This window comes from Variovorax sp. GW823-FHT02B07 (genome assembly GCF_058797695.1).
On sequence record NZ_JBXAJX010000006.1, the window covers coordinates 156,558 to 183,111 of the forward strand.

Below are 26,554 nucleotides of genomic sequence, written 5' to 3' on the forward strand. Positions count from 1 at the left end.
CGGAGACCGGAGAGAGAGAAGAGGGCGGCGTCGATGCTACCGGCATGTCGCGCCCCATGCAGAACGGCGCCCGAGGGCGCCGTTCGTTGCGTGTCTCCGAGGCGTCAGTGCCGGCGGAGGCCGGCACTGCGCAAGGCGCGCGTCAGGCCGCGGCCTTGACCTTCAGGCGCCAGGCGTGCAGCAGCGGCTCGGTGTAGCCGCTGGGCTGCTCGATGCCCTTGAACACCAGGTCTTGCGCGGCCTTGTAGGCGGCCGAGGTGTCGAAGTGGCCGGCCATCGGCTGGTACAGCGCGTCGCCGGCGTTCTGCTCGTCGACCACCTTGGCCATGCGCTGGAAGGCCTCGTCGACCTGCGCCTTGGTGACCACGCCGTGCAGCAGCCAGTTGGCGATGTGCTGGCTGGAGATGCGCAGCGTGGCGCGGTCTTCCATGAGGCCGACGTTGTGGATGTCTGGCACCTTCGAGCAGCCCACGCCCTGGTCGACCCAGCGCACCACGTAGCCCAGGATGCCCTGCACGTTGTTGTCGATTTCCTGCTGCTTCTCGGCGTCGGTCCACTTCGCCTGCGCAGCGATCGGCACCTGCAGCAGCGCGTTCAGGATGTTCTCGCGCTCGCCGTCGGCGTCGATCTTTTCCAGTTCCTGCTGCACGGCGGTCACGCTGACCTGGTGGTAGTGCAGCGCGTGCAGCGTGGCGGCGGTGGGCGAGGGCACCCAGGCGGTGTTGGCGCCGGCCTTGGGGTGGGCGATCTTCTGCTCGAGCATGGCGGCCATCAGGTCGGGCATGGCCCACATGCCCTTGCCGATCTGCGCCTTGCCGCGCAGGCCGCAGTTCAGGCCGACGAGCACGTTGTTCTTTTCGTAGGCGCCGATCCAGGCGCTGGACTTCATGTCGCCCTTGCGGATCATCGGGCCGCCCTGCATGGCGGTGTGCATCTCGTCGCCGGTGCGGTCCAGGAAACCGGTGTTGATGAAGGCCACGCGCGCGGCGGCTTCGGCGATGCAGGCCTGCAGGTTCACGCTGGTGCGGCGCTCCTCGTCCATGATGCCGAGCTTGACGGTGTTGGCGGGCAGGCCGAGCAGCTGCTCGACGCGGCCGAACAGCTCGCTGGCAAAGGCGACTTCGGCCGGGCCGTGCATCTTGGGCTTGACGATGTAGATGCTGCCGGTGCGCGAGTTGCCCTTGCGCTTGACGTCGATCATGGCGATGGTGGTGGTGACCACGGCGTCCAGGATGCCTTCAGGGATTTCCTTGCCGCCTTCGTACAGGATGGCCGGGTTGGTCATCAGGTGGCCCACGTTGCGCAGGAACATGAGCGAGCGGCCGTGCAGCTTCAGCGGCTGGCCATTGGCGCCTGTGTACTCGCGGTCGGCATTCAGGCCGCGCGTGAAGGTCTTGCCGCCCTTGGCGACTTCTTCGGTGAGCGTGCCCTGCACGATGCCCAGCCAGTTCGCGTACGCGACGACCTTGTCGGCCGCGTCGACCACGGCCACCGAGTCTTCCAGGTCGAGGATGGTCGAGAGCGCGGCTTCGAGCACGAGGTCGCTCACGCCGGCCGCGTCGCTCTTGCCGATGGCGGTGCTGCGATCGATGCGGATGTCCAGGTGGATGCCGTTGTGCTTGAGCAGCACCGACGACGGCGCGGCGGCGTCGCCCTGGTAGCCGACGAACTGCGACGCATCGGCCAGGCCGGTGGTGCTGCCCTGCAGCGCGACGACCAGCTGGCCGTCCTTCACGCTGTAGCCGGTGGCGTTCTTGTGCGAGCCGTTGGCCAGCGGTGCGGCCTGGTCGAGCACGTTGCGCGCGAACTCGATGACCTTGGCGCCGCGCACGGGGTTGTAGCCCTTGCCCTTTTCGGCGCCGCCGGTTTCGGGGATGGCGTCGGTGCCGTACAGCGCGTCGTACAGCGAACCCCAGCGCGCGTTGGCGGCGTTCAGGGCGTAGCGTGCGTTCAGGATCGGCACCACCAGCTGCGGGCCGGCCTGCAGCGCGAGTTCGGAGTCGACGTTGGCCGTGGTGGCCTTCACGCCCTTGGGCTGCGGCAGCAGGTAGCCGATCTTTTCCAGGAAGGCGCGGTAGGCCGGCATGTCGGCGATCGGGCCGGGGTTCTTCTTGTGCCAGGCGTCGAGTTCGCTCTGCAGGCGGTCGCGCTCGGCGAGCAGGGCGACGTTCTTGGGCGCCAGGTCATGGACGATGGCGTCGAAGCCCTTCCAGAACACGTCGCTGGCCACGCCGCTGGCGGGCAGGACCTTCTCTTCGACAAAGCGGTGCAGTTCGGTCGCGACCTGGAGTCGGTGGGCGGTGGTGCGGTCGGTCATGTGTTTCTCCTTGGGGAACGCAATGCAAAAAACAGGAAATCGGGGGGGCGGCGCAGCAGTGGGGCGCACTTGCCCCAGGTGAAGCCATGGGAGAACTGTATTCGATACTTTGCGGGCCAGTAAGAGCCGAAAGTGAGATTTATCTGTGACAAAAATGAAGGTAATCGACCAGAACCCAAGCCCCGCCTCAAAGGGTAGGCCCTGAGGCCGGGGCGGTGGCAGCTGTATATATTTAACTTCTTAAATAATCAGCTCCCGCCGCAATGATCCTCCTGGCTTCCAACGAAAACCCGCTCGGCATGCCCGAGTCGGCCCGCCGCGCCGCCGCCGCCGCCCTCGAAGGCGCGGGCAACTACCCCGACAGCAACGGCACCGCGCTCAAGCAGGCGCTGGCCGCACGGCTCGACGTGCCGCCCGAGTGGCTCACGCTGGGCAGCGGGTCGAGCGAGATCCTCGAACTGGCGGCGCAGGTCAGCCTCAAGCCGGGCGAGAACGTCGTCTATTCGCAGTACGGCTTCATCGTCTATGCGGCGGCCACGGCGCACGCCCACGCGCGCGCCACCGTCGTGCCTTCGCGCGACTTCGGCCACGACCTGGACGCGATGCGCGCCGCCATCGGCGACGACACCAAGCTGGTCTTCGTGGCCAACCCGAACAACCCGACCGGCACCTTCATCGATGCTGCGCCGCTGCGCGAGTTTCTGCAATCGGTGCCCGCGCACGTGACGGTGCTGCTCGACGAGGCCTACACCGAGTACCTGTCGCCCGCGCAGCGCTACGACAGCATCGAATGGGTGCGCCGCCTGCCCAACCTGATCGTGGCGCGCACCTTCTCCAAGGCCTTCGGCCTGGCGGGGCTGCGCATCGGCTACGGCGTGTCGCAGCCGGCGCTCACGGCGCGCATGAACGCGCACCGCCCGCGCTTCAACGTGACGACGCCGGCCCAGGCCGCGGCCGTGGCGGCGCTGGGCGACACCGACTTCCTGGCGCGCACCTACGAACTCAACACCGCCGGGCGCGAACAGCTCGCCACGGGCTTCACCGCGCTGGGCCTGCCGCACGTGCCGTCGTCGGGCAACTTCGTGATGCTGCAGGTCGGCGATGCGCCGGCCGTGCACGCGCGCCTGCTGGCTGCCGGCATCGAGGTCTCGCTGCTCGGCCCGTATGGACTGCCGCAATGGCTGCGCGTGAGCGTCGGCCTGCCGGCACAGAACGAGGCGCTGCTGGCCGCGCTGCGCTGACGACCCCACGCACACCGAAGAACAACCACCCCGAGGAGACCGCCCCATGCAACGCCGCCAGTTCGCAGCGCAGGCCGCTGCCGTCATCACCGCCACGGCCTTCGCGCCGATGGCGTTCGCGCAGGAGCGCACGGTGCGCATCCTGATCGGCTTTCCGCCGGGCGGGTCGGCCGACGTGGTCGCGCGGATCCTGGCCGACAAGATGCGCGTGTCGCTCGGACAGAACGTCATCGTCGACAACAAGCCCGGCGCGGCCGGCCGGCTGGCGCTGGCCGAACTCAAGCGCTCGCCGCCGGACGGCAGCGTGCTCATCTTCTCGCCCAGCGGCGCGATGGTGATCCACCCGTGGCTGTATTCGAACCTCGGCTACGACACGGTGAAGGACTTCACGCCGATCTCGCTCGGCAGCACCTTCGACTTCGCCGTGACGGCCGGGCCGGGCGCGCCGGCGGGCGACCTGAAGGCGGTGCTGGCCTGGATGAAGGCCAACCCGGGCAAGGCCAACTACGCGACCTCGGGCGCCGGCACGGTGCCGCACTTCGCGGGCCAGCTGCTGGCGCAGGCCTCGGGCGTGCCGATGACGCACGTCGCCTACCGCGGCGGCGCGCCGGCCGCGCAGGACCTCATCGGCGGACAGGTGCCGCTGATGGTGGACACCGCCTCGGAAACCATCGAGCACCACCGCGCGGGCAAGGTCCGCATCCTCGCGGTGACGGGCGAAAAGCGCAGCCGCGCGCTGCCCGACGTGCCGACGCTGAAGGAAGCGGGCATCAACGTGACGGCCGATGCCTTCTTCGGGCTGTATGGCCCGCCGGGCATGTCGCCCGAGCTGGTCGCGCGCATCGACAAGGCCGTGGCCGACGCGCTGCGCCTGCCCGACGTGCAGGAAAAGATCTACGCGCTGGGCCTCGTGCCGGCGCATGCGGGGCCGGCGGAGCTGGCGACGATCCAGGCGACGCACCTGAAGCGGTGGGAACTGCCCATCAAGAACTCGGGCTTCAAGGCTGAGTCCTGATGCTCAGACCTGCCCGCTGAGCGCCTTCGCCGCCGCGCGCACGGGCTCGATGTAGGCTGCGTCATAGCGGTGCGTCGGCATCGTCAGCGTGACCGCCGCGGCCAGGCCGCCATCCGCATGGAACACCGGCGCCGAGATGCCCGCCAGCTCGGCCGTGCGGTCGCCCACCAGCGCGCAATAGCCTTGCGCGCGGATCGCGTCGTACAGCTTGCGCTCCTTCGCGCCACGCGGCCGTTCGGCCTCGGGCCCGAAGGCGATCAGCACGCGCGCGCCCGCGCCCCGGTCGTTGGGCAGCAGGTCGCCCGCGCGCACGTGGTCGCGCACCACGTGCGAGGAATCGACGCGGAACTGGCACAGCCGCACCCAGCTCTCGCCCTGGTCCTGCCGCACGTGGTACGCCGCGCTCTCGCCGGTGGCGGCGGCGAGCGTGCGCAGCACCGGCAGCACGAGGCGGTCGAGCGACTGCGACGCCGCGTACAGCCCGTGCAGCCGCGCGATCTCCAGCCCCAGCGCATAGCGCCCGTCGTCCTGCCGGCGGATCAGCCGCGCATGTTCGAGCGAGGCCAGCAGGCGCAGCACCGTGCTCTTGTAGAGCTGCGTGCGCTCGGCGAACTGGGCGAGCGACAGCGCCTCGTCGCCAGGCCGGAAGGCCGACAGCAGGCTCAGCGCGCGGTCGACCGCGGCGGCGCCGCCGGGGGCGGCGTTGAGGTCGGACACCGATTCGGTCTGGGCTTTGCGTGGCATGGCGTGGCTTGACAGTCGGCGGGCTTGCCGATTTAATTCTGTTTAACAGAATATAGTTCTGCAGGATAGAACAGTCAAGAAAGCACCCGATGACCTCCCCCGACGTTCTCATCAGCGAGGTCGGTCCGCGCGACGGCCTGCAGTCCGTGAAGGCCACCATGCCCACGGCCGACAAGCTGCGCTGGATCGATGCGCTGCATGCCGCCGGCCTGCGCGAGATCGAGGTCGCCTCCTTCGTGCCCGCGAAGCTGCTGCCGCAGATGGCCGACGCCGCCGAGGTGGTGCGCCATGCCGTCACGCTGCCCGGCCTCGTGGTGATGGCGCTGGTGCCCAACCGCAAGGGCGCGCAGGCTGCGCTCGAGGCGGGCGTGCACAAGCTCACGATGCCGGTGTCGGCCAGCGTGGCGCATTCGCTGGCCAACGTGCGCAAGACGCCGACCGAGATGGTCGAGGAGGTGCGCGCCATCGCCGAGCTGCGCGGCGCCCTCGCGCCGCAGGTGAAGCTCGAAGCCGGCATCTCCACCGCCTTCGGCTGCACGCTGCAGGGCTTGGTGCCGGAAGACGACGTGATCCGCCTGGCGGTGCAGTGCGTCGAGGCCGGTGCGCAGGAGGTCGGCCTGTCGGACACCGTGGGTTATGCCAACCCCGCGCAGGTGCGCCGCCTCTTCAAGCGGCTGCGCGCCGAACTCGGCGTGCACGCGGGCGCGGCCCACATGCACAACACGCGCGGCCTGGGCATCGCGAACTGCCTGGCCGCATGGGACGAGGGTGTGCGCACCTTCGACGCCTCGCTCGGCGGCCTCGGCGGCTGCCCCTATGCGCCGGGTGCGTCGGGCAATGCCGTCACCGAAGACCTCGTCTTCATGTTCGAGGCCATGGGCGTGCGCACTGGCATCGACATCGACAAACTCATCGCGGCGCGTGCGCCGCTCAAGGCCGGCCTGCCCGGCGAGCCGGTCTACGGCATGACGCCCGAAGCCGGTCTGCCCAAGGGCTTTGTCCAGGAAACCCTCTCTCATGTCTGAAGCCAATCCCTTGCCCTACGCGGGCGTGCGTGTCGTCGAGTTCACCCACATGGTCATGGGCCCGACCTGCGGCCTGCTGCTGGCCGACCTGGGCGCCGAGGTCATCAAGGTCGAGCCCATCGAGGGCGACAACACGCGCCGCCTGCTGGGCTCGGGCGCGGGGTTCTTTCCGACCTTCAACCGCAACAAGAAGAGCATCGCGCTCGACCTGAAGAAGCCCGAAGGCGTGGAGGCCGCGCTGCGCCTCATTGCCACCGCCGACATCGTGAGCGAGAACTTCAAGCCCGGCACGATGAAGAAGCTGGGGCTCGACTACGACACGCTCAGCAAGCTCAACCCGCGCCTCATCTACGTGAGCCACAAGGGCTTCCTGCCCGGCCCGTACGACCACCGCACCGCACTCGACGAGGTGGTGCAGATGATGGGCGGCCTGGCCTACATGACCGGCCGCGCCGGCGATCCGCTGCGCGCGGGCACCAGCGTGAACGACATCATGGGCGGCATGTTCGGCGCCATCGGCGCGATGGCCGCGCTGCGCCAGCGCGAGCTCACCGGCAAGGGCTGCGAGGTGCAGTCGGCGCTGTTCGAGAACAACGTGTTCCTCGTCGCGCAGCACATGATGCAGTTCGCCGCCACCGGCAAGGCGGCCGACCCGATGCCCAGCCGCATCTCGGCCTGGGCTGTGTACGACGTGTTCACGGTGAAGGACGGCGAGCAGATCTTCCTGGCGGCCGTGAGCGACAAGCAGTGGGCCATCTTCTGCAAAGCCTTCGGCCTCGAGGAGATGCTGGCCGACCCGCGCCTGAAGACCAACAACGACCGCGTGCGCGCACGCGAGTGGATGATGCCGATCCTGCGCTCGCACCTCGCCAACCACAGCGCGGCCGAACTGAGCGCGGTGTTCGAGCAGCACGAGCTGCCCTTCGCGCCCATCACCAAGCCGCAGGAGCTGTTCGACGACCCGCACCTGAACGCCACCGGCGGCCTCGCGCCCGTGCGCATGAACGACGGCCACATGGCCAAGGTGCCGCTCGCGCCGTTCACGCTGGGCGGCGAACGCCCCGGCATCCGCCTGCAGCCGCCGCACATCGGCGAGCACAGCGAGGCGCTGCTGAAGGAGGTGGGCTACAGCGACGGCGACATCGCCGCGCTGCGGGCGCAAGGCGTCACGGCCGGCGACTGAACCCCTGCTCAATGCGCGGCGGGCGATATAGTTCCCGCGCCATGGACCGCCTCAAGCAGCTCGAATCCTTTGTCTCGGTCTCGACCCGCGGCAGCCTCACCGCGGCGGCCAAGGCGGAAGGCGTGGCGCCCGCGATCATGGGCCGTCGCATCGACGCGCTCGAAGAGCGCCTGGGCGTCAAGCTGCTGGTGCGCACCACGCGGCGCATCGCGCTCACGCACGAAGGCAGCGCCTTTCTCGAAGACTGCCAGCGCCTCCTGACCGAGTTCGCGAACGCCGAGGCCAGCGTGAGCGCCGGCGGCGTGAAGGCCAGCGGCCACCTGCGCGTGACCGCGCCGGCCGGCTTCGGCCGCCGCCACGTCGCGCCGCTGGTGCCGCGCTTTCATGCGCTGCATCCGGAGGTGACGATCTCATTGAACCTCAGCGACCGCGTGGTCGACGTCACGGGCGAGAGCTTCGACTGCGCCGTGCGTGTGGGCGACCTGCCCGACTCGTCGCTCGTGAGCGTGCGCCTGGCCGACAACCGCCGCCGCTGCGTCGCCACGCCCGAGTTTCTGCGCCGCCACGGCGCGCCCAAACACCCGGGCGAACTGTCGCGCTTTGCCTGCCTCACGCTGTCGAGCGACGCCTCGCAGACGCGCGGCTGGGCCTTTCGCATTACCAGCGAGGAGGGCGTGCAGGAACTCATCCACCTGCGCCCCAGCGGCCCGCTCGATTGTTCCGACGGCCAGGTGCTGCACGACTGGTGCCTCGCGGGCCACGGCATCGCCTGGCGCAGCACGTGGGAGGTCGAGGCCGAGATCGACGCCGGCCTGCTCGTGCCCCTGCTCGACGACTTCGCCGCACCGCCCAACGGCATCTATGCGGTGTTCACAGGCACCAAGCACCTGCCGCTGCGCGTGCGACTGTGGCTTGATTTCCTCAAAGCGCAGTACGGGCAGCCGGAATTCTGGGGCGGGCGGTCCTGAAATCGTGACCGGGCGGCACAATGCTTTTTGCATTTGCTTGCAACCCCGATGAAGAAAGTTTCCGATGACCCTCGAAGCCATCCTCGCCTACCTGCATCTGTTGGCCATCCTCACGATGGTCGTGTTCATCTCCAGTGAAGCCGCGCTGTGCCGCGTGCAATGGCTCAATGCCGCCGTGGTCGAGCGGCTGGCCAAGGTCGACATGGTCTACGGCATCGCCGCCATCGCGGTGCTGGCCACCGGCATCGCACGCACCTGGTGGGGCGTGAAGGGCACGGCCTGGTACTGGACCAACCCGCTGCTGCACGTGAAGCTCACGCTGTTCATCATCGTGGGCGTGCTGTCGATCTTCCCGACGCTGACCTACTTCCGCTGGCGCAAGACGCTGCGCGCCACGGGCAAGCTGCCGGCAGAGGCCGACATCCTGAAGACGCGCAAGCTGGTGATGATCCAGGCGCACCTGATCGCACTGATCCCGCTGGTGGCGGTGTTCCTGGCGCGCGGCTTCGGCAAGTAATCAACACAAAAGACAAAAGAAAAGGCCCGCATGAGCGGGCCCTTCGGGAGTAACAAATGTCAGCGCCACACGGCGCCGCCGCGCCGGATCAGGCCTTGGCCGCGTCGGCTTCGCACTTCTTCATGAAGCTGTTCTTGGCGGCACCGGCCAGGGCCTTGCCGTTCTTGTCGAGGGCCTTGGCGGCGCAGGCGGGTCCGGCGGCGGCCTTGGTGCACTTCTTCATGAAGCTGTTCTTGGCAGCGCCGGCCAGGGGCTTGCCGTTCTTGTCGATGGCCTTGGCATCGCAGCTGGCGCCACCGGCGGGTGCGGCCGCGGCGGCAGGGGCTGCCGCAGGTGCGGCGGCGGCAGCGGGGGCCACGACCGGGGCGGGTGCCTTGTCCTGCGCGTAGGCGCTGAACGACAGGCAGGCGCCGAGCGCGACGGTGGAGGCGACCAGGGAAAGGAGCTTCTTCATGGTGGATATGTCCTTGCAAGGTTGGGTTGTGACAGACGCCCCGCCTCGGGGCCGACCATCCTAACGGGCGACATCGCCCATCGGATGACGATCGTTAACTGGGTCCGGGTTTGCCCCCGGTAAAATTCACAGATGCTATTGGTCAAACAGGAGCTGCTCGCGGCGCTCGCGAACACGCTCGAAACCCTCTCTCCCGGCGCCGGCGCCAAAGCCGCGTTCGAGTCGCCCAAGGTGGCGGCGCACGGCGATTTCGCCAGCACCGCTGCCATGCAGCTCGCCAAGCCGCTGGGGCGCAAGCCTCGCGAACTGGCCGAGGAACTGAGCGCTGCGCTGCTCGCCACCCCCGCTTTCGGCCAATGGGTCGAGGCCATCGAGATCGCCGGCCCCGGCTTCCTCAACATCCGCCTGAAGGCTGCCGCCAAGCAGCAGATCGTGCGCGAGGTGCTGGCCGCCGGCGACGCCTTCGGCCAGCAGCCCGCCACCGGCGAAAAGGTGCTGGTCGAGTTCGTGTCGGCCAACCCGACCGGTCCGCTGCACGTCGGCCACGGCCGCCAGGCCGCGCTGGGCGACGCCATCTGCAACCTGCAGGCCTCGCAGGGCCAGAGCGTGTGGCGCGAGTTCTATTACAACGACGCCGGCGTGCAGATCCAGACGCTGGCCAACAGCACGCAGCTGCGTGCCAAGGGCTTCAAGCCCGGCGACCCCGAGTGGCCCAGCGGCGAAAAGGCCCCGGCCTACAACGGCGACTACATCGCCGACATCGCCGAGGACTTCAAGGCGAAGAAGACCGTCAAGTCGGACGACCGCGAGTACACCGCCAGCGGTGACATCGACGACCTGGACAGCATCCGCGAATTCGCCGTGGCCTACCTGCGCCGCGAGCAGGACCTCGATCTGCAGGCCTTCCGCGTGCGCTTCGACAACTACTACCTCGAGTCCAGCCTCTACACCAGCGGCCGCGTCGAGGCGGCCGTGGCCAAGCTCGTGGCCGCCGGCAAGACCTACGAGCAGGATGGCGCGCTGTGGCTGAAGTCGACCGACTACGGCGACGACAAAGACCGCGTGATGAAGAAGAAGGACGGCACGTACACCTACTTCGTGCCCGACGTCGCGTACCACATCGCCAAGTGGGAGCGCGGTTTCCACAAGGTCGTGAACATCCAGGGCACCGACCACCACGGCACCATCGCGCGCGTGCGCGCCGGCCTGCAGGCCGCGGGCGAAGGCATTCCCGAGGGCTACCCCGACTACGTGCTGCACACCATGGTGCGCGTCATGAAGGGCGGCGAAGAGGTCAAGATCAGCAAGCGCGCCGGCAGCTACGTCACGCTGCGCGACCTGATCGAATGGACCAGCACCGATGCCGTGCGCTTCTTCCTGCTCAGCCGCAAGCCCGACACCGAATACACCTTCGACGTCGACCTGGCGGTCACCAAGAACAACGACAACCCCGTGTACTACGTGCAGTACGCCCACGCGCGCATCTGCTCGGTGCTCGCGGCCTGGGGCGGCGACGTGGCCGCGCTCAAGGCGGTCGACCTGTCGCCGCTGGACAGCCCGGCGGCCCAGGCGCTGATGCTGCTGCTGGCCAAGTACCCGGCCATGCTGACGGCGGCGGCGAAGGATTTCGCCCCGCACGACGTGACTTTCTACCTGCGCGAACTCGCGGCCAGCTACCACAGCTACTACGATGCCGAGCGCATCCTGGTGGACGACGAGCCGGTCAAGCTGGCGCGTCTCGCACTCGTCGCAGCAGCCGCGCAGGTGCTGCACAATGGCCTCGCGATCCTCGGCGTCAGTGCGCCGAGCAAGATGTGAATCACCCTCTGAACATGAAGAAGACAAGCAGACAACGCGGCAACATCGTCATCGGGCTGATCATCGGCCTGGTGCTCGGTCTGGGCGTCGCCCTGGGCATCGCGGTCTACGTCACCAAGGTGCCGATCCCGTTCGTCAACAAGACGCAACGCGGCGGTGCCGAGCAGGACGAAGCCGAAGCCCGCAAGAACCGCGACTGGGACCCGAACGCGCCGCTGGCCGGCAAGGCCGGCGCGCCCAAGCCCGCCGCCACGCCGCCGGCCGCCACGGCCACCGGCCCGGTGAACCCGATCACCGGCGCGCCCGCCACCGTGGCGCCCGGCACGCCGCCTGTCGCCACCGCGCCGGTCACCGCCCCGGCCCCCGTGGTGGTGGCGCCCAAGCCGGCGCGCCCCGCACCGGTGCCGGCCGAAGCCAACGCCCTGCCGCCGTCGAACGATCCGCTGGGCGACCTCGCCCGCGCCCGTGCGGGCGGCAGCACGACCACCGCGTCCGCCGCGCCGAGCCACACGGCCGCCGCCGCACCGTCGTCCTCGGGTGCCGATCCCTTCATGTACTTCGTGCAGGCCGGCGCCTTCCGCACCACCGACGACGCCGAGGCGCAGCGCGCCAAGCTGTCGCTCATGGGCGTCGAGGCCAAGGTCACCGAGCGCGAGCAGGCCGGTCGCACGGTCTACCGCGTGCGCGCGGGCCCGTTCAACAAGAAGGACGACGCCGACCGGCTCAAGGAACGGCTCGACGGCGGCGGTCTCGAATCGGCGCTGGTGCGCGTGCAGCGCTGACCGACGCCTTTCTTGAACAGCCTTTAAGCTCTCGCCCGCGCGGCATCTGCCGCACTCGTTTGTCAATTCCAGCGCCTCGGTCGCGCCGTCCACGGGGAACTCCCGGCGGCGCGCCGGCTCTGTACTGCGGTACCCACAGGAGAACCTTTTCCATGAAACGTCGTGACTTTTCGCTGGCCGCCACTTCGATCGGGCTGCTTTCGCTGGCTGCCGTTCCGGCACATGCCCAGCGCGCCCCCAAGGCCGGCACCGATTTCCTCGTGCTCGACAAGCGCGTGCCCGTCGATGCACCCGCCGGCAAGGTCGAGGTGGTCGAGTTCTTCTCGTACAACTGCCCGCATTGCAACGACTTCGAGCCCTCGCTCGAAGCCTGGGTCAAGGCAGCCCCGAAGGAAGTGGCCTTCCGCCGCATTCCGGTGCCCTTCGTGGGCAACGACGTCGAGGCCAAGCAGCGCCTGTACTTCACGCTCGAAGCGATGGGCAAGCTCGACGAGTACCACCCGAAGGTGTTCGCCGCGATCCACGCGCAGCGCCAGAACCTGAACGGCGACGCCAACATCCAGGCCTGGGCCGAGCGTGCCGGCCTCGACGGCGCCAAGTTCAAGGAAACCTTTGCGTCCTTCGGCGTGGCCAGCAAGGCCCGCCGCGCGGCGCAGCAGACCGAGGCCTACAAGGTCGCCGGCGTGCCGGCCCTGGCCGTGGCGGGCCGCTGGTATGTCGACGGCGAAACCGCCGGCAGCATGTCCAAGGTGCTGCAGGTCGCGACCTTCCTCATCGGCGAAGCCAAGAAGGGCTGACCGACCCGACGACCTGCTTTCTTGGTCGAATGCAAGGCCCGCTTTGGCGGGCTTTTTCATTGGCGGCGGTGGGCAATTGCCATCCCACGCATACAATGTTTCAGAGCAAGTTTCGTGCCTTTATGACATTGCCCTCCATCCCCACATTCCCCACCCTTCGTCGCCTCGGCCGCCTGGCTTTCGGTGCGCTGTTGCTGGCCGGTGCCGCCTCGAGCGCCCTGGCCGAGACCGCCGACCGCACCAAGCCGATGAACATCGAGTCCGACTCGATGCGCTACGACGACCTGAAACAGACCAGCGTGTTCACCGGCAACGTGCTGGTCACGAAGGGCACGATCATCATCCGCGGCGCGCGGCTGGACGTGCGCCAGGACGCCGAGGGCTACCAGTACGGCGTGGTCACGGCGGCGCCCGGCAAGCTGGCCTATTACAAGCAGAAGCGCAACGCCGGCGACGAGTGGATCGAGGGCGAGTCGGAAGTCATCGAGTACGACAGCCGCGCCGACAACGTCAAGTTCATCCGCCGTGCCGTCATGCGCCGGCTGATCGGCGCCACGGCCAACGACGAGAGCAGCGGCGCGCTGATCGTCTACGACCAGAGCAACGACACCTACACCGTCAACGGCTCCCTCGTGCCGCCGAACGCCGGCGTCTCGGCGGGCGGTGGCGGTCGCGTGAAGGCCATCCTCACGCCGAAGGCCGCCGCGGCCCCGGCGGCGGGCGGTTCCGCACCGGCAGCCGGCGGCAAGAAGCCTGTGGCCCCGGCACCCACCCCCGCGCCCGGCGCCGGGCTGCGCCCGAGCACCACGCTGGGCGGCACCGAAGGGGAAGGGCGCAAGTGATCGAAACCGCAGGAACCCAGACCGCCGACGGCATTCCGGGCAGCCGCCTCGTGGCGCGCGGCCTCAAGAAGAGCTACGGCAGCCGCACGGTCGTCAAAGACGTCTCGCTCGACGTGCAAAAGGGCGAGGTCGTCGGACTGCTCGGCCCCAACGGCGCGGGCAAGACCACCTCGTTCTACATGATCGTCGGGCTGGTGCGCGCCGACGCCGGCGAGATCACCATCGACGGCGAGCCCATCGCCCACATGCCCATTCACCGCCGCGCGCGCATGGGCCTGAGCTACCTGCCGCAGGAAGCCTCGATCTTCCGCAAGCTCACGGTCGAGGAAAACGTGCGCGCCGTGCTCGAGCTGCAGCGCGAGCCCGACGCCAACGGCCGCATGATGCCGCTGACCAAGCAGCACACCGAAGAGCGCCTGGCCGATCTGCTGGCCGACCTGCGCGTGGACCACCTGCGCGACTCGCCCGCGCTCGCGCTGTCGGGCGGCGAGCGCCGCCGCGTTGAAATTGCACGCGCGCTGGCCACCCAGCCGCGCTTCATCCTGCTGGATGAGCCCTTCGCCGGCATCGACCCGATCGCCGTGATCGAGATCCAGCGGATCATCAGTTTCCTGAAAGAGCGCGGCATCGGCGTGCTCATCACTGACCACAACGTGCGTGAAACGCTGGGCATCTGCGATCACGCGTTCATCATCAGCGACGGGCACGTGCTGGCACAAGGCACACCCTCGGAGATCGTCGACAACGCCGAGGTACGCAGGGTGTACCTGGGCGAGCACTTCCGCATGTAAGGGAGGGTCGGGTCTCCATGAAGCAAGGGCTGTCCCTTCGCGTCTCGCAGCATCTGGCGCTGACGCCACAGCTGCAGCAGTCCATTCGCCTGCTCCAGCTCTCCACGCTCGAACTGAGCCAGGAGGTCGAGCAGATGCTGGACGAGAACCCGTTCCTCGAACGCACCGCGGAAGAAGCGGCGCGCGAGGAGTTCGGGCTGGACACGGCCGACGCGCCGGTGCCGCGCGACGACGCGGGCGAGGGTGAGGCCGAGTTCACGCCGTCCGCCGCCAGCACGTCCTCCACCTCCAGCGACACCACCACCTCGACCCCCGACACCGACGGCCCCGCCGCCGAGATCGCCGAGCGCGAGCCCGACTGGGAAGGCGACGGCACCGTCGACATGGCGCCCGACGACAGCGAGTGGGGCAGCGACGCACCCGCGCGCCAGAACAACCTGGGCGACGACGAGCGTGCCGACGCCACCGAACTCGCGCGCAGCCAGGAGTCGCTGCAGTCCTTCCTGCACCGCCAGGCGCTGAGCCTGCGGCTCAATGAGAACGACTGCGCCGCGCTGCGCTTCCTGATCGAATCGCTCAACGACGACGGCTACCTCGAAGACTCGCTGCCCGCGCTGGCCTCGGGCCTGGCGGGCGACGACAACGACCAGTTCGACGACCTTGTGCACCACTTCCAGGTGGCGCTGGGCCTGCTGCAGAGCCTGGAGCCGGTGGGCGTCGGCGCGCGCGATCTCGGCGAATGCCTGAGCATCCAGCTGAAGGCGCTCGCCAGCGAAGACGAGACCGAGGCCGAAGCGCTCATCCGCAAGACCGCCATCGCGATCTGCAAACAGCCCATGGAGCTGCTCGCGCGGCGCGACTTCAAGCGCCTGGCCACGCTCACGCGCACCAACGAAGACCTGGTGCGCTCGGCGCTGCAGGTCATTGCGCGCCTCGAACCCAAGCCGGGCCGCCGCTTCGTCGACGTCGAGCGCAACATCGTCATCCCCGACGTGATCGTCACCAAGACCGGGCGCGGCACGAACGTGAAGTTCCGCGTCATGCTCAACCCCGAAGTCATGCCGCGCCTGCGCGTGCACGACATCTACGCCGGCGCGCTCAAGTCGCACAAGGGCGAGGGCAGCCAGGCGCTGTCGCAGCGGCTGCAGGAGGCGCGCTGGTTCATCAAGAACATCCAGCAGCGCTTCGACACCATCCTGCGCGTGAGCAACGCCATCGTCGAGCGCCAGAAGAGCTACTTCGTGCACGGCGAGCTGGCCATGCGCCCGCTGGTGCTGCGCGAGATCGCCGACGAGTTGGGCCTGCACGAGTCGACCATCTCGCGCGTGACCACCGCCAAGTACATGGCCACGCCGTTCGGCACCGTCGAGCTCAAGTACTTCTTCGGCTCGGCGCTGGGCACCGAGACCGGCGGCAACGCGTCGAGCACCGCGGTGCGCGCGCTGATCAAGCAGTTCGTGAGTTCCGAGAGCATCAAGAAGCCGCTGTCCGACAGCCAGATCTCCGAGATGCTGAAAGAGCAGGGCATCGAGTGCGCGCGCCGCACCGTCGCCAAGTACCGCGAGGCGCTGCGCATCGCGCCCGCCAACCTGCGCAAGGCCCTGTAGAAAGCCCACGATGACCCGTCGCCTGCTGTCACGCTGGGGGCATTGGGTCTTCGCCCTCGTGGCGGCATCACTGTTCGCCGGCTGCGCCACCTTGCCCGACGAGGCACCGCGCCCGCCCACCAAGGCCATCGCCGTCTCGGCCGACACCGCGCTCGGCAAGATCGCGCTGGCCTCGCAGCCCGACCCCGACCTCAGCGGCTTTCGCCTCATGCCCGGCGGCGACTTCGCCTTCGACACGCGGCTGCAGCTGGCGCGCCGCGCGCAGCGCACGCTCGACGTGCAGTACTACCAGATCGAGAACGACGAGACCGGCCGCTACCTGCTGCGCACCCTGCGCGATGCGGCCCAGCGCGGCGTGCGGGTGCGCTTGTTGATGGACGACCTCTACACCTCCGGCGAAGACGAGCTGCTGCTCGGCCTGGCCGCCACGCCGAACGTGGAGCTGCGCCTGTTCAACCCGTTCCCGGCCGGGCGCGGCAGCCTGCTCAAGCGCTTCACCGCGTCGCTGTTCGACTTCAGCCGCGTCAACCGCCGCATGCACAACAAGCTCTTCATCGCCGACGGCGCGATGGCGGTGGCGGGCGGGCGCAACATCGGCAACCAGTACTTCCGCCGCACCACCGGCCCGAACTTCATCGACCTCGACACCTTCGTCACGGGCGCGCTGATCCCGCGCCTGGGCGTGCTGTTCGACCAGTACTGGAACAGCCCGCACGTGCGCCCGATCGGCGCGGTCGTGCACACCGACCTGCCGCGCGAAGAACTGCAGCGCCGCTTCGACGCCGCCACCGGCCCCGACACCACGCCGCCGCCGCCCAGGCCCGCGCCCAACGACCTGCTCGGCTACAGCCCGGTGGCCGACGACCTCGACGCCGGCAAGCTCGGCCTGATCTGGACCACCGCCGAGGCCTACGCCGATTCCCCCGACCGCGTGATCGGCAAGACCGCGTCGTACGGCGGCGTGCCGCTGCTCGACGTGGACAGCGTGCGCTACAACGTGGTCGAGCAGATGCGCCGCGCGCGCAGCGAGGTGACGCTGGTCTCGCCCTACCTGATCCCGGGCGCGTCGGGGCTGGAGGTGATGCGCGAGATCCGCGGGCGCAACGTGAAGATCAGCGTGGTCACCAACTCGCTCGCCGCCACCGACGAACCGCTCGTGCACACCGCCTACCGCCGCTACCGCGCCGACATGCTGGCGCTGGGCGCCGAGCTGCACGAGCTGAGTTCCGCGCGCACGCGGCGCAGCGTGCGCCTCGGCCTGTTCGGCACGTCGGTGGGCCGGCTGCACGCCAAGTCGGCGGTGATCGACCAGCGCATCCTGTTCGTCGGCTCGATGAATTTCGATCCGCGCTCCGAGATTCACAACACCGAGATCGGCCTGTTCATCCGCAGCCCCGAGATGGCGCAGCAGACCCTGAAGCTGCTCGACGTGCTCAAGCAGCAGGGCGCCTACCGGCTGCGTTTTGCCGAAGGCGCCGATGCGGGCGCAGTCGGCTCGCGGCGCATCGAATGGGTCAGCGAGGAAGGCGGCAAGACCACCGTGCTGCACGAAGAGCCCGACTCGGGCTTCTGGGACCGCACCATGCTCGAACTGCTGTCGCCGCTCACGCCCGAGAGCTTGCTGTAGCGCAGCGATGCTTCGCGAAAGGCTTTGCAAGCATGGCGCTGCCGCAGATGGTCGCCGGCGGCGAGCCTCAACGCGGGAGCGGTGGCTTTTCGGGAGTCGCGCAGGTCATTTGAGACTTCGGGACACGAAATCTCGTCTCGACCGTATCGAACCAGGCCATGTAAGAGCGCACGGAGTGTTCGTCGATCTCAAGAATCTCATCGCAGAATGAAAAGCCGGGCCCAATGATCGGGTTGCTGCTCGCCGTGATCACGGCGCAGATGCGATTGCCCTGAATCTTGTAGCGCATTGCCGCGGTGTAGGGCTCCTTGCTTTCAGGAAAAGCCCCACAAAAGGAGCTTGTGCCGTCGACGTATTCGTCATACCCATGGCACGTTTTTCCACCGTCATCGGAGTTGCACCACACGCCCTGCAGGGCCCTGTTCAGATCTTCGTCCTGTAGCGTCGCGGAAGAGGACTGTGTTGCAACAACCGTGAGAGCGGCGGCGATCAGGAGTTGGTGGACGAATGGCATGCGATGGGCTTGATGACGAAGCTGGACCTGGAAGCGGGACCATAGCCGTTGCCGATTGAAAACAACCCGGCTGCCGCGCACATCCCCTCAAGAAATCCAGACCGCGTGAAGAAAGACGCGGCTTCCCCCGGGCGCATTGCCCGGAGCCGGCATCGCCGGTCGAACCTGATCGATCAGGTGCCGCGCACGGCCGACCACACCAGCCGCAGGCCCAGCAGGCCCATCACGCCGCCGGCGGCACGGTCGATCCAGGTCTTGTAGCGCAGGTAGGCCGCGCGCGGCGCGGCCGAGGACAGCGCCAGCGCGACGATCGCGTACCAGCCCGTCTCGATGCAGAAGATCACGGCCGGCACCGTGAGCGCCAGCACCAGCGGCACCTCGCGCGGCAGGAAGGCCGCGAAGATGCTCGCATACACCACCGCCGTCTTCGGGTTGCTGATCTGCGTGGCCAGGCCGAGCAGGAAGGTGCGTCCGCTGCGGCCCTGGCTGCGGGGCGAGGCGTCCGTGTCGGGCGTGATCGCGAGCGGCTGCCGCGCGCCGCGCCAGATGCGAAAGCCCAGGTAGATCAGGTAGGCGCCGCCGAAGGCCTTGATCGCGAGGTACAGCGCCGGCACCGCGAGGAACGCTGCCTGCAGCCCGGCCAGCGCCGCGATGGAGAACGCCAGCCCGCCGGCGCCCATGCCCAGCGCCGCCGCGAGCCCGTCGCTGCGCGAGGCCACGGCCGTGCGCGCCACCATCACGAAGCTCGGGCCGGGGCTCATCGCGCCCACGGCCATGACGCCGGCAATGCCGAGCAGGGACAGGAGGTGGGCGTCGGTCATGAGTGGGCTCCGGTGGGGGATGGGTTCATTGCACGTTCACGGCTTCGACCTGCACCAGCAGCTTCACCTTGTTCTCGAAGCCGAAGTTCAGGCCCCAGGTGATGCCCCAGTCGCTGCGCTGCACGGTGGCCTCGAAGTCGCCGCCGCAGACCTGGCGGTTGATGAGCGGGTTCAGGTAGCAGTTGAAGCGCACGGCCTTCAGCGTCACCGGCTTGGTCTGGCCCATGAGCGTGAGCGTGCCGGGCACGTCGGTCACCTTGTCGCCGCTGAAGTCGATGCGCTCGGCCACGAAGCGGCCGGTGGGGAATTCGGCCACGTTGAAGAAGTCCTTGCTCTGCACGTGGCGGTTGAGCAGGTCGACGCCGGTGTTGATGGAGCTGATGTCCATCGTGATGTCGACCTTGCCGCTGGCGCCGGTGCCGTCGATCTTCACCGAGCCGTCCTTGGTGCTGAAGCGGCCGCGGTTGGTGGTGGTGCCGTAGTGGCCCATCTCGTACATGACGAAGGTGTGGGTCGGGTCGATCACGTAGCTCGCATTTTTGACCGGCCCGCCCGCGGGCTTGGCGGCCAGCGGCGGCGCGGTGTATTCCTGGGCCGTTGCGGCCAGGGGCAGGGCCGCGCCCGCGCACAGGACCGCGGCGAAGAAGAGCTTGTTCATGGCAAGGGAAGAAGGATGCATGGGAAATGAAATCGTCGTCACAGCGGCCCGAGGCCCGCGAGCGTCAGCTTGAAGCGCACCTGCACCTCGTTGCCGACCACCGAGGTGTCGGTCCATTCGCCGTCGCCCACCTTGTAGTCGAGCCGCTGGATCGTGAGGGTGCCCGTGGCGACCGAATACGCGCCGCCCGACGACACGATGCTCACGGGCACTGTCACGTACTTGCTGACGCCCTTGATGGTGAGCTTGCCGGCCATCTCGAAGCGGCCCTCGCCCAGCGCCTTGATGGCGCTCGAGCGGAAGCTGGCCTGCGGGAAATGCGCGGTGTCGAACCAGGTCGGCTTGGGCAGTTCGGCATCGCTCATGGGCACGCCGAAACCGGCGCTGGCGGTGTCGATCTGCAGCACGACCGAACCGCCCTCGGGCTTCTTCGGGTCGAAGGCGACCTGCGCGTCGAAGCGCTTGAAGCTGCCTTCCACCGGCACGCCCATCTGCTTGCTGACGAAGGCGATCTGGCTCTTCTCGGGCACCAGTCTCGCGGTGGTGGCCGGCATGGGCTCGGACGCGGCGTGCAGCGCGAGGCCCAAGAGGGCGGCGGTGCCCCACAAAAGACGGGTCGTCATCCGGCGGATTCCTTGTGTGGCGCGGGCCACATGCGTTGCAACAGACCGTCGTGGTCGATCCAGTGGTGCTTGAGCGCCGCCGCCACGTGCAGCAGCGTGACGCCGGCCAGCAGGAAGGCGCTGCGCTGGTGCAGCGGCTTGAGCACGGCTTCGGCGAAGTCCTTGTCGACCGTCACCAGGTCGGGCAGCGGCAGCAGGCCGAACCACACGACCGGCACGCCCATGCCCGAGCTGTAGGCCCAGCCGAACAGCGGGACCGCGAAGAACAGCAGGTACATCAGCGCATGGCTGATGCGGTGGGCCGCCCGCTGCCAGGCCGGCATGGCTGCCCGCACACGCGCCGACAGCGGCGGCGGGCGGTGCGTGAGGCGCCACAGCAGCCGCAGCGCCGACAGCAGGAGGATGGTGATGCCGGCCCACTTGTGCCAGCTGTAGAGCTTCAGGCGCTGCGGCGAGAAGGGCAGGCCCGTCATGTAGAGCCCGACGCCGAGCGAGCCGACGATCATCGCCGCGAGCAGCCAGTGCAGGGCCATCGCGACCCGCCCGTAGCGGGGCTCGCGCAGGGCGGCGGCGCCAACGGCAGGGGCGGGAAGTGGTTCGACGGGCATCGGGGCAGGGGCGGCGGCGGCCTGTGCGCGGAGCATAGCTCGGAAGCGATGACACCGCAGCGGGGCCGGCCCGCGCCGAGCGCTACGTCGACGACGGCGGTTGCTGCTGCTGCTGGGCCCGCAGCAGCACGCGCCGCAGCGCGTCCGGCTGCACCGGCTTGCGCAGCGCGTGCCAGCCGCGCGTGGCGGCCAGCTGCTGCGTGGCTTCGGTGATGTCGGCCGAGATCAGCGCGATCGTCAGCGCGGGCTTGCGCTGCGCCAGCCGCTCGGCCAGCGCGATGCCGTTGAACGCGCCGGGCAGGCGGATGTCGCACAGCGCCGCGTCGAGCGCGTCCAGGTCGGCCAGCGCGAGCGCCTCGGCGGCGCTGGCGTAGATGCGCGGCGCCACGTGCCAGTGCCGCAGCAGCGCCGAGAGGCTGTCGGCCACCACGATGTTGTCCTCGACCACCAGCACGGCGAGGCCGGGGCGCAGCACGGCGTCGGCGTCGGGCTCGTCCAGCGCCACGGAGGGCGCAGGCGCCGGCACCGCCGCCGCACCGGGGCGGGCCGCCGGCAGCTCGAAGCTGAAGACCGAGCCCTTGCCCGGCGCCGAGCGCAGCGCGACCTCGATGCCCAGCTGCCCCGCCAGCCGCCGCACGATCGCCAGCCCCAGGCCGTGGCCGTGCTGCAGGTTGCGCTCCACGTTGCCGACCTGCTCGAAGTCGTCGAACACGCGCGTCTGCGACTCGGCCGCGATGCCGATGCCGCTGTCGCGCACCTCGACGCGCCACGCGCGCCCGGTGTCGGTGCCGGGCCGGCGGCGCGCCCGCACGGCCAGCAGCACGCGCCCGCGCGGCGTGAACTTGAGGGCGTTGTCCAGCAGGTTGGAGAGCACGCGGCGCAGCGCCACCGCGTCGGTCCAGGCCACCGCCTCGGCCGGGCAGCGCACCGCGACGCGGCCTTCGCCGGCCTGGCGCGCCAGCTCGTTCAGCAGCGGCGCCAGTGCCACCGCCGCCGGGCGCAGCGGATCGACCGCGGCCTCGATGCGGCCGATCTCGAGCAGCTGGTTGGTCAGGCCCTCGAGCGCCTGCTGCGCGCGCGAGAGCGAGGCCACCGTGTGCTGCACGGCCGCGCTGTCGGTGCCGTGCTGCAGCTGCTGGCGCAGCACCTCGGCCTGCAGCCCGATGGCCATCACCGGCTGGCGCAGGTCGTGGTTGGCCGCCGAGAAGAAGCGCAGCCGCTCGGCCTGGGCCTGCTCGGAGGCGCGCAGGCCGGCCAGCGCCTGCTCGCGCAGCGTGCGCTCGTTCAGGCGCAGGCCGATGTTCTCCTCGAGCTGGCGCGAATGGTCGGCCACCAGCTTCCACATCATCGCGGTCAGGCCGATGCCGATCACCGCGACCGCCATCATCACCGGCGCCCCGAGCCACAGGCCCGTGACGATCACCGGCGCCAGCAGCAGCGTGATCGCCAGCTGCGTGGCCGGCGTGTAGAACGACACCGAGAACGCCGACGAGAGCGTCATGCCCATGAGGATCAGGCCCAGCAGCAGTTGCAGGTCGGGCCGCTCGGGGTTGAACAGCAGCACGCCCGCCAGGCCGTGCGCCAGCTCCCAGATGGCCGTGCGCAGCGTGTGCTGGCGCTGCGCGGCGCGCAGGGTGGCGGGGGTGAAGGGCTCGGGCAGGCGCTGAGGAAAGAAGCCGCGCATCACCGTGACGCCGGTGACCAGCGCCAGCCACACCAGCGCGCGCACCGGCGAGAACTGCCAGGCGAACAGCGCCGCCACGCCGCAGTTGAGCAGGTACTGCACCAGCAGCACCGGCCCGAGCGGGCGGATCGACAACCGCAGCACTTCGCACTGGATCGCGAAGCGGTGGTCGCCGTCGCGGGCGTCTGCCGGGGGGGCCGCGGAGGCGGGGGTGGGCGTCATGGGCAAATCGACTATATAGAGAAGGCCCCAGCCCCGGCGACAATGGGGGCCCTTAGCGGGCTTCCCGATGGCCGACTTTCCGTGAACGATCTCTCATTTTTCCTGCCTTGCGCCGCCGGCGTCGAGGAATTCCTTGCCCAGGAGGTGCATGCCCTGACCGGCCGTGCCGGGCAGGACCTGCTCACCCTGCGCGGCGGCGTGCGCGTGCGCGCCGACTGGCGCGACGGCCTCAAGCTCAACCTGCACAGCCGGCTCGCGCAGCGCGTGCTGGTCGAGTTGGCCCATGGGCCGTACCGCAACGAGAACGACCTGTACGCCATCGCCAACGGCGTGGCCTGGGAGATCTGGTTCACGCCCAAGCAGACCTTCAAGATCGAGACCACGGCCCAGCACAGCCCGCTGCAGAGCCTGAACTTCGCCACCCTGCGCATCAAGGACGCCGTGGCCGACCGCTTCCGCGCCAAGGCCAACGGCGTGCGCCCAAGCATCGAGACCCAGTGGCCCGACTGCCGCATCTTTGCGCACCTGACCACCGACAGCTGCACGCTGTACATCGACACCTCGGGCGAGCCGCTGTTCAAGCGCGGCTGGCGCCAGGACAAGGGCGACGCCCCGCTGAAGGAAACCCTGGCCGCCGCCATGCTGGCCGCCAGCGGCTGGTGGAACCCCGAGACCGGCGAGGTCGCCAAGGCCCCGCTGTACGACCCCTGCTGCGGCAGCGGCACCATCGCCATCGAGGCCGCGCAGATCGCCAGCGGCATCGCGGCGGGCTCGCTGCGGCGCTTCGGCTTCGAGAAGCTGCTGCCGTTCCAGGCCCATGTCTGGGCCGCCATCAAGAATGAAGCCGCCAACGCGCAGCATGCGAGCGCCATCGCCGTCTTCGGCTCCGACGTGTCGCACCGCATGGTCGACTTTGCCGAGCGCAACGCCGAACGCGCGGGCGTGGCGGGCGCCATCGAGTTCCGCGGCGGCGATGCCTTGCAGCGCATGCCGCCGGCCGAGGGCGGCGTGATCATGCTCAACCCGCCGTACGGCGAGCGCATCGAGGTCGGCGGCGTGGCGCGCTTCGGCGCCCGCGAGGCGGCCCAGACCCCGGGCGACGGTGAAGGCGGCGATGGCGGCGACTTCTTTCCGCAGCTCGCCACCCACTGGAAGAAGAACTACGCGGGCTGGACCGCCTGGGTGCTCACGCCCGACCTGAAGCTGCCCAAGCAGATGCGCCTGAAGGAGTCGCGCCGCGTGCCGATGTGGAACGGCCCCATCGAATGCCGGCTGTTCCGTTTCGACATGGTGCGGGGCTCGAACCGGGCCGCGCCGCAAGACGCCGGCACCTGAATCAGCTCTGCAGCTTCAGACCCGCGATCCCCAGGAAGATCAGCGCGATGCACACCAGCCGCAGCGGCGCCGCGCTTTCCTGGAAAAAGAAGATGCCGATCAGCGTGACGCCGATGGCGCCGATGCCGGTCCAGATCGCGTAGGCCGTCCCGACCGGCAGCGTCTTCATCGCGGCGGTGAGCAGCACGATGCTCGCCAGCGCGGCGCCCAGGCCCAGCGCGCCGGCGCCGGGGCGCTCCCAGCCCGCCGCGGCCTTCAGCGCGAGGGCCATCACGATCTCCACCAGTCCGGCGGCAAGCAGAAGGAACCAGGCCATGGTGCTTGATCCTTTCACAGCAGCTTGATGATGGCCACGCCGAGCAGCAGCACGGCCACGCCCGCCATGCGCAGGCCCGACACCGGGCGCTGCGGCAGCCGGAACCAGCCGTAGCGGTCGACGAACACCGACGCCACCTGCTGCCCCGCCACCGTCAGCCCGACCGCGGCCGCGGCGCCGATGGCCGGGATCGCCGTGAACACCGTCGTCACATAGGCCGCGCCCGCAAAACCGCCGAGCCAGCCCCACCACGGCATGCCGCGCAGCGCCGAGCCCTGCGGTGCGACCGCCGCAGGGGCGGGCGCACGCCGGAACAGCGTGACGAGCAGCAGCGCCAGGGCCATTGCCAGCGTCGCCACGAAGAAGCTCACCGCCCCCACCGCGAAGGGCGCGCCCAGGTCCTGCCGCAGCAGCCCGTTGACCACGCCCTGCACCGGCAGCACCGCGCCGGCCAGCAGCGCGAGCACGATCCAGCCGGCCTTGCCCGCCAGCGCCTGGCGCAGGCTGCCGGCCTGCCCGGCGACGATGGCCCCGGCCCCGAGCAGCACCGCCAGCGTGCCGCCGGCCATGGCCGGCGTCAGCGCCTTCGGGGCCACGCCGAGCAGGCCGAAGGTGTCGAGCGCGAACGAGGCCAGCATCTGCCCCGCGATGAACAGGCCGACCGCCACCACCGCACCCAGGCGCGGAAACAGCAGGATGGTCGAGACCACGTAGAAGGCGCTCGCCGTGCCGCCGATCACGTGCCACCACGGCACGCCCGGCAGGCCGGCCAGCGCCGTCAGCGTGCCGGTGGCGAGCGCCACCGCCAGCAGGGCCAGCGTGCCGACCGACAGCTGCAAGGTCGTGGCGGTGAAAGGGCTGCCCGTGGCCTTGGAGAGCTGGGCGTTGGCGCCGGCCTGCACCGCGAGCAGGCCCCCGGCGACGAGCGAGGCGGGAATGAAAAACGCGTCCATGGTGGTTCGACCTCCGTGTGGTGTGGATGCGGGGCGGGCGAATCGCGGCCCCCTGCGGACGACTGTAGGATCGGCGCGTTTGCAAAGCCATTCGAAAAAATCGCATCCGGGGTATGCATAAATGCAGGACACAGACTGGGACGACTTTCGCGTGTTCCTGGCCGTCGGCCAGGCCGGCTCGCTCTCCGGCGCCGCGCGCCAGCTGGGCGTGAACCACTCCACCGTGCTGCGGCGCCTGGGCGCGCTCGAGGCGCGCATGGCGGTGCGCCTGTTCGACCGCCTGCCCGCCGGCTATGCGATGACGCTGGCCGGCGAGGCGCTGCGCGAGCGCCTGCAGGGCGTGGGCGAGCAGATCGATGCCGCGCAGCGCCACCTCATGGGGCTCGACCTGCGGCTGACCGGCGTCATCCGCATCACCAGCACCGACACCTTCATGGCCGGGCTGCTCGGGCCGATCCTGGCGGACTTCCGGGCGCTGCACCCGGGCATCGAGCTGCAGGTGGTGATGAACAACCTCTTCCTGAGCCTGACCAAGCGCGAGGCCGACGTGGCGATCCGCCCGACCAACGCCCCGCCGGACCACCTGGTCGGGCGCCGGGCGGGGCGCCTGCAGACGGCGGTGTATGCGTCGAAGGCCTACCTCGCGAAGCACCCGACGGCGACACCGCTGGCTGCGCACGACTGGGTTGCGCCCGACGAGGGCCTGTCGCACCTCCTGCAGGCCAAGTGGCTGCGCGAACAGGTGCCGCCAGCGCGGATTGCGGCGCGCGTCGACAGCCTCGTCGGCATGACGCAGCTCGTGAAGCGCGGCCTGGGCCTGGGCATGCTCCTGTGCATGCTGGCCGACGCGGAAGACGAGCTGGTGCAGGTCGAGGTGCCGAGGGAGGCGCTCGACACGCAGGTCTGGGTGTTGACGCATCCCGACCTGAAGGAGGTGGCGCGGATCAAGGCCTTCACCGACTTTGCCTACGCGCGGCTCGTCGCGGACGCGAAGGTGCTGGCGATGCCTACGGGGCGGCCGGCGGCGCGCTAGCGAGCGGCCGTGGCGCCCGCATGGTGCAACATCGGCGCTCGACCGTTTTCACGCCCCCC

At 69.4% G+C, this 26,554-nt stretch carries 25 protein-coding genes and 1 pseudogene; 15 read left to right on the forward strand and 11 right to left on the reverse strand.

Annotated elements, in window-relative coordinates:
• Positions 1 to 142: 142 nt before the first annotated feature.
• Positions 143 to 2,317: a malate synthase G gene (locus tag AC1RGU_RS25795; RefSeq protein ID WP_070063724.1), complete on the reverse strand. Its 2,175-nt coding sequence runs from the start codon at positions 2,315 to 2,317 to the stop codon at positions 143 to 145.
• 257 nt (positions 2,318 to 2,574) lie between these two features.
• Here AC1RGU_RS25795 and hisC point away from each other — a divergent pair.
• Positions 2,575 to 3,558 (forward strand): annotated as a pseudogene (gene hisC, locus AC1RGU_RS25800) (histidinol-phosphate transaminase); the annotation flags it as partial.
• 46 nt (positions 3,559 to 3,604) lie between these two features.
• Positions 3,605 to 4,573 (forward strand): Bug family tripartite tricarboxylate transporter substrate binding protein, encoded by a 969-nt coding sequence (locus tag AC1RGU_RS25805; protein ID WP_492699014.1) that lies wholly within the window; start codon positions 3,605 to 3,607, stop codon positions 4,571 to 4,573.
• 3 nt (positions 4,574 to 4,576) lie between these two features.
• Here the strand turns inward: AC1RGU_RS25805 and AC1RGU_RS25810 are convergent, their stop codons facing one another.
• Complete coding sequence (locus tag AC1RGU_RS25810; protein ID WP_369644948.1) at positions 4,577 to 5,317, reverse strand: IclR family transcriptional regulator; 741 nt, start codon at positions 5,315 to 5,317, stop codon at positions 4,577 to 4,579.
• Positions 5,318 to 5,406: 89 nt separating this feature from the next.
• On the opposite strand from AC1RGU_RS25810, the gene AC1RGU_RS25815 reads away from it, so the two are divergent.
• From AC1RGU_RS25815 to AC1RGU_RS25830, 4 genes are all read left to right on the forward strand, one after another.
• Positions 5,407 to 6,342, forward strand: a complete 936-nt coding sequence (locus tag AC1RGU_RS25815) for a hydroxymethylglutaryl-CoA lyase (protein WP_139702179.1) — start codon at positions 5,407 to 5,409, stop codon at positions 6,340 to 6,342.
• On the forward strand, positions 6,335 to 7,525 hold the full coding sequence (locus AC1RGU_RS25820) for a CaiB/BaiF CoA transferase family protein (protein WP_492699016.1): 1,191 nt from the start codon (positions 6,335 to 6,337) through the stop codon (positions 7,523 to 7,525). Before AC1RGU_RS25815 ends, AC1RGU_RS25820 begins: the two co-directional genes overlap by 8 nt.
• Before the next feature lie 41 nt (positions 7,526 to 7,566).
• The gene (locus tag AC1RGU_RS25825) at positions 7,567 to 8,493 is read left to right on the forward strand and encodes a LysR family transcriptional regulator (protein WP_492699018.1); all 927 of its coding nucleotides are present in this window, start codon (positions 7,567 to 7,569) and stop codon (positions 8,491 to 8,493) included.
• 64 nt (positions 8,494 to 8,557) lie between these two features.
• Positions 8,558 to 9,010 carry a DUF2214 family protein gene (locus tag AC1RGU_RS25830; protein WP_056584391.1) on the forward strand — a complete coding sequence of 151 codons (453 nt, stop codon included), beginning with the start codon at positions 8,558 to 8,560 and terminating at the stop codon, positions 9,008 to 9,010.
• 88 nt (positions 9,011 to 9,098) lie between these two features.
• On the opposite strand, the gene AC1RGU_RS25835 is transcribed toward AC1RGU_RS25830, so the two are convergent.
• Positions 9,099 to 9,464: a hypothetical protein gene (locus AC1RGU_RS25835; protein WP_095949699.1), complete on the reverse strand. Its 366-nt coding sequence runs from the start codon at positions 9,462 to 9,464 to the stop codon at positions 9,099 to 9,101.
• Between the two features lie 132 nt (positions 9,465 to 9,596).
• Between AC1RGU_RS25835 and argS the strand changes: the two genes are divergently transcribed.
• The 7 genes from argS (at position 9,597) to AC1RGU_RS25870 (ending at position 17,728) form a co-directional block, all read left to right on the forward strand.
• Entirely contained in the window at positions 9,597 to 11,282 is a 1,686-nt protein-coding gene (argS, locus tag AC1RGU_RS25840; RefSeq protein ID WP_492699020.1) for an arginine--tRNA ligase, read from the forward strand.
• 14 nt (positions 11,283 to 11,296) lie between these two features.
• Positions 11,297 to 12,064 carry an SPOR domain-containing protein gene (locus tag AC1RGU_RS25845; protein ID WP_095743351.1) on the forward strand — a complete coding sequence of 256 codons (768 nt, stop codon included), beginning with the start codon at positions 11,297 to 11,299 and terminating at the stop codon, positions 12,062 to 12,064.
• A 152-nt stretch (positions 12,065 to 12,216) separates the two neighbouring features.
• A complete protein-coding gene (locus tag AC1RGU_RS25850; RefSeq protein ID WP_095743352.1) occupies positions 12,217 to 12,861 on the forward strand; it encodes a thiol:disulfide interchange protein DsbA/DsbL in 645 nt (214 codons plus the stop codon).
• A 122-nt stretch (positions 12,862 to 12,983) separates the two neighbouring features.
• Positions 12,984 to 13,703, forward strand: coding sequence for a lipopolysaccharide transport periplasmic protein LptA (gene lptA, locus AC1RGU_RS25855; RefSeq protein ID WP_492699023.1), 720 nt, complete (start codon positions 12,984 to 12,986; stop codon positions 13,701 to 13,703).
• On the forward strand, positions 13,700 to 14,494 hold the full coding sequence (gene lptB, locus AC1RGU_RS25860; RefSeq protein WP_070063734.1) for an LPS export ABC transporter ATP-binding protein: 795 nt from the start codon (positions 13,700 to 13,702) through the stop codon (positions 14,492 to 14,494). The genes lptA and lptB overlap by 4 nt, the downstream gene beginning before the upstream one ends.
• 17 nt (positions 14,495 to 14,511) lie before the next feature.
• Positions 14,512 to 16,101 carry an RNA polymerase factor sigma-54 gene (gene rpoN, locus AC1RGU_RS25865; RefSeq protein WP_354347981.1) on the forward strand — a complete coding sequence of 530 codons (1,590 nt, stop codon included), beginning with the start codon at positions 14,512 to 14,514 and terminating at the stop codon, positions 16,099 to 16,101.
• Between the two features lie 10 nt (positions 16,102 to 16,111).
• Positions 16,112 to 17,728, forward strand: a complete 1,617-nt coding sequence (locus AC1RGU_RS25870; RefSeq protein WP_492699025.1) for a phospholipase D family protein — start codon at positions 16,112 to 16,114, stop codon at positions 17,726 to 17,728.
• 67 nt (positions 17,729 to 17,795) lie between these two features.
• On the opposite strand, the gene AC1RGU_RS25875 is transcribed toward AC1RGU_RS25870, so the two are convergent.
• From AC1RGU_RS25875 to AC1RGU_RS25900, 6 genes are all read right to left on the reverse strand, one after another.
• Positions 17,796 to 18,242 carry a hypothetical protein gene (locus tag AC1RGU_RS25875; protein ID WP_062480322.1) on the reverse strand — a complete coding sequence of 149 codons (447 nt, stop codon included), beginning with the start codon at positions 18,240 to 18,242 and terminating at the stop codon, positions 17,796 to 17,798.
• Between the two features lie 173 nt (positions 18,243 to 18,415).
• Positions 18,416 to 19,063: a LysE family translocator gene (locus AC1RGU_RS25880; RefSeq protein WP_492699027.1), complete on the reverse strand. Its 648-nt coding sequence runs from the start codon at positions 19,061 to 19,063 to the stop codon at positions 18,416 to 18,418.
• Positions 19,064 to 19,088: 25 nt separating this feature from the next.
• Entirely contained in the window at positions 19,089 to 19,721 is a 633-nt protein-coding gene (locus AC1RGU_RS25885) for a YceI family protein (RefSeq protein WP_492699084.1), read from the reverse strand.
• A 38-nt stretch (positions 19,722 to 19,759) separates the two neighbouring features.
• Positions 19,760 to 20,344, reverse strand: a complete 585-nt coding sequence (locus tag AC1RGU_RS25890; RefSeq protein ID WP_492699029.1) for a YceI family protein — start codon at positions 20,342 to 20,344, stop codon at positions 19,760 to 19,762.
• A complete protein-coding gene (locus AC1RGU_RS25895; protein ID WP_492699031.1) occupies positions 20,341 to 20,952 on the reverse strand; it encodes a cytochrome b in 612 nt (203 codons plus the stop codon). Before AC1RGU_RS25895 ends, AC1RGU_RS25890 begins: the two co-directional genes overlap by 4 nt.
• A gap of 82 nt (positions 20,953 to 21,034) precedes the next feature.
• On the reverse strand, positions 21,035 to 22,858 hold the full coding sequence (locus AC1RGU_RS25900; RefSeq protein ID WP_492699033.1) for a sensor histidine kinase: 1,824 nt from the start codon (positions 22,856 to 22,858) through the stop codon (positions 21,035 to 21,037).
• Positions 22,859 to 22,939: 81 nt separating this feature from the next.
• On the opposite strand from AC1RGU_RS25900, the gene AC1RGU_RS25905 reads away from it, so the two are divergent.
• Positions 22,940 to 24,193, forward strand: coding sequence for a THUMP domain-containing class I SAM-dependent RNA methyltransferase (locus AC1RGU_RS25905; protein ID WP_159273637.1), 1,254 nt, complete (start codon positions 22,940 to 22,942; stop codon positions 24,191 to 24,193).
• A gap of 1 nt (position 24,194) precedes the next feature.
• Here AC1RGU_RS25905 and AC1RGU_RS25910 read toward each other — a convergent pair whose 3' ends face one another.
• On the reverse strand, positions 24,195 to 24,509 hold the full coding sequence (locus tag AC1RGU_RS25910) for a DMT family transporter (RefSeq protein WP_062480310.1): 315 nt from the start codon (positions 24,507 to 24,509) through the stop codon (positions 24,195 to 24,197).
• 14 nt (positions 24,510 to 24,523) lie between these two features.
• Complete coding sequence (locus AC1RGU_RS25915) at positions 24,524 to 25,462, reverse strand: DMT family transporter (RefSeq protein WP_492699036.1); 939 nt, start codon at positions 25,460 to 25,462, stop codon at positions 24,524 to 24,526.
• A 121-nt stretch (positions 25,463 to 25,583) separates the two neighbouring features.
• Here AC1RGU_RS25915 and AC1RGU_RS25920 point away from each other — a divergent pair, with 121 nt between their 5' ends.
• Positions 25,584 to 26,495 (forward strand): LysR family transcriptional regulator, encoded by a 912-nt coding sequence (locus tag AC1RGU_RS25920; protein WP_492699038.1) that lies wholly within the window; start codon positions 25,584 to 25,586, stop codon positions 26,493 to 26,495.
• Positions 26,496 to 26,554: the final 59 nt, after the last annotated feature.

What these genes read in the sequence shown, in the direction of transcription:
- AC1RGU_RS25830 (WP_056584391.1), top strand. Translation starts at nt 8,558, where the DNA reads ATGACCCTCGAAGCCATCCTCGCCTACCTGCATCTGTTGGCCATCCTC.
- lptA (WP_492699023.1), top strand. Translation starts at nt 12,984, where the DNA reads ATGACATTGCCCTCCATCCCCACATTCCCCACCCTTCGTCGCCTCGGC.
- AC1RGU_RS25895 (WP_492699031.1), bottom strand. Translation starts at nt 20,952, where the DNA reads ATGCCCGTCGAACCACTTCCCGCCCCTGCCGTTGGCGCCGCCGCCCTG.
- AC1RGU_RS25920 (WP_492699038.1), top strand. Translation starts at nt 25,584, where the DNA reads ATGCAGGACACAGACTGGGACGACTTTCGCGTGTTCCTGGCCGTCGGC.
- AC1RGU_RS25795 (WP_070063724.1), bottom strand. Translation starts at nt 2,317, where the DNA reads ATGACCGACCGCACCACCGCCCACCGACTCCAGGTCGCGACCGAACTG.
- AC1RGU_RS25820 (WP_492699016.1), top strand. Translation starts at nt 6,335, where the DNA reads ATGTCTGAAGCCAATCCCTTGCCCTACGCGGGCGTGCGTGTCGTCGAG.
- AC1RGU_RS25825 (WP_492699018.1), top strand. Translation starts at nt 7,567, where the DNA reads ATGGACCGCCTCAAGCAGCTCGAATCCTTTGTCTCGGTCTCGACCCGC.
- AC1RGU_RS25870 (WP_492699025.1), top strand. Translation starts at nt 16,112, where the DNA reads ATGACCCGTCGCCTGCTGTCACGCTGGGGGCATTGGGTCTTCGCCCTC.
- AC1RGU_RS25880 (WP_492699027.1), bottom strand. Translation starts at nt 19,063, where the DNA reads ATGACCGACGCCCACCTCCTGTCCCTGCTCGGCATTGCCGGCGTCATG.
- AC1RGU_RS25900 (WP_492699033.1), bottom strand. Translation starts at nt 22,858, where the DNA reads ATGACGCCCACCCCCGCCTCCGCGGCCCCCCCGGCAGACGCCCGCGAC.
- AC1RGU_RS25915 (WP_492699036.1), bottom strand. Translation starts at nt 25,462, where the DNA reads ATGGACGCGTTTTTCATTCCCGCCTCGCTCGTCGCCGGGGGCCTGCTC.
- AC1RGU_RS25885 (WP_492699084.1), bottom strand. Translation starts at nt 19,721, where the DNA reads ATGAACAAGCTCTTCTTCGCCGCGGTCCTGTGCGCGGGCGCGGCCCTG.
- AC1RGU_RS25845 (WP_095743351.1), top strand. Translation starts at nt 11,297, where the DNA reads ATGAAGAAGACAAGCAGACAACGCGGCAACATCGTCATCGGGCTGATC.
- argS (WP_492699020.1), top strand. Translation starts at nt 9,597, where the DNA reads ATGCTATTGGTCAAACAGGAGCTGCTCGCGGCGCTCGCGAACACGCTC.
- AC1RGU_RS25810 (WP_369644948.1), bottom strand. Translation starts at nt 5,317, where the DNA reads ATGCCACGCAAAGCCCAGACCGAATCGGTGTCCGACCTCAACGCCGCC.
- AC1RGU_RS25815 (WP_139702179.1), top strand. Translation starts at nt 5,407, where the DNA reads ATGACCTCCCCCGACGTTCTCATCAGCGAGGTCGGTCCGCGCGACGGC.
- AC1RGU_RS25875 (WP_062480322.1), bottom strand. Translation starts at nt 18,242, where the DNA reads ATGCCATTCGTCCACCAACTCCTGATCGCCGCCGCTCTCACGGTTGTT.
- AC1RGU_RS25835 (WP_095949699.1), bottom strand. Translation starts at nt 9,464, where the DNA reads ATGAAGAAGCTCCTTTCCCTGGTCGCCTCCACCGTCGCGCTCGGCGCC.
- rpoN (WP_354347981.1), top strand. Translation starts at nt 14,512, where the DNA reads ATGAAGCAAGGGCTGTCCCTTCGCGTCTCGCAGCATCTGGCGCTGACG.
- AC1RGU_RS25910 (WP_062480310.1), bottom strand. Translation starts at nt 24,509, where the DNA reads ATGGCCTGGTTCCTTCTGCTTGCCGCCGGACTGGTGGAGATCGTGATG.
- AC1RGU_RS25805 (WP_492699014.1), top strand. Translation starts at nt 3,605, where the DNA reads ATGCAACGCCGCCAGTTCGCAGCGCAGGCCGCTGCCGTCATCACCGCC.
- AC1RGU_RS25850 (WP_095743352.1), top strand. Translation starts at nt 12,217, where the DNA reads ATGAAACGTCGTGACTTTTCGCTGGCCGCCACTTCGATCGGGCTGCTT.
- AC1RGU_RS25890 (WP_492699029.1), bottom strand. Translation starts at nt 20,344, where the DNA reads ATGACGACCCGTCTTTTGTGGGGCACCGCCGCCCTCTTGGGCCTCGCG.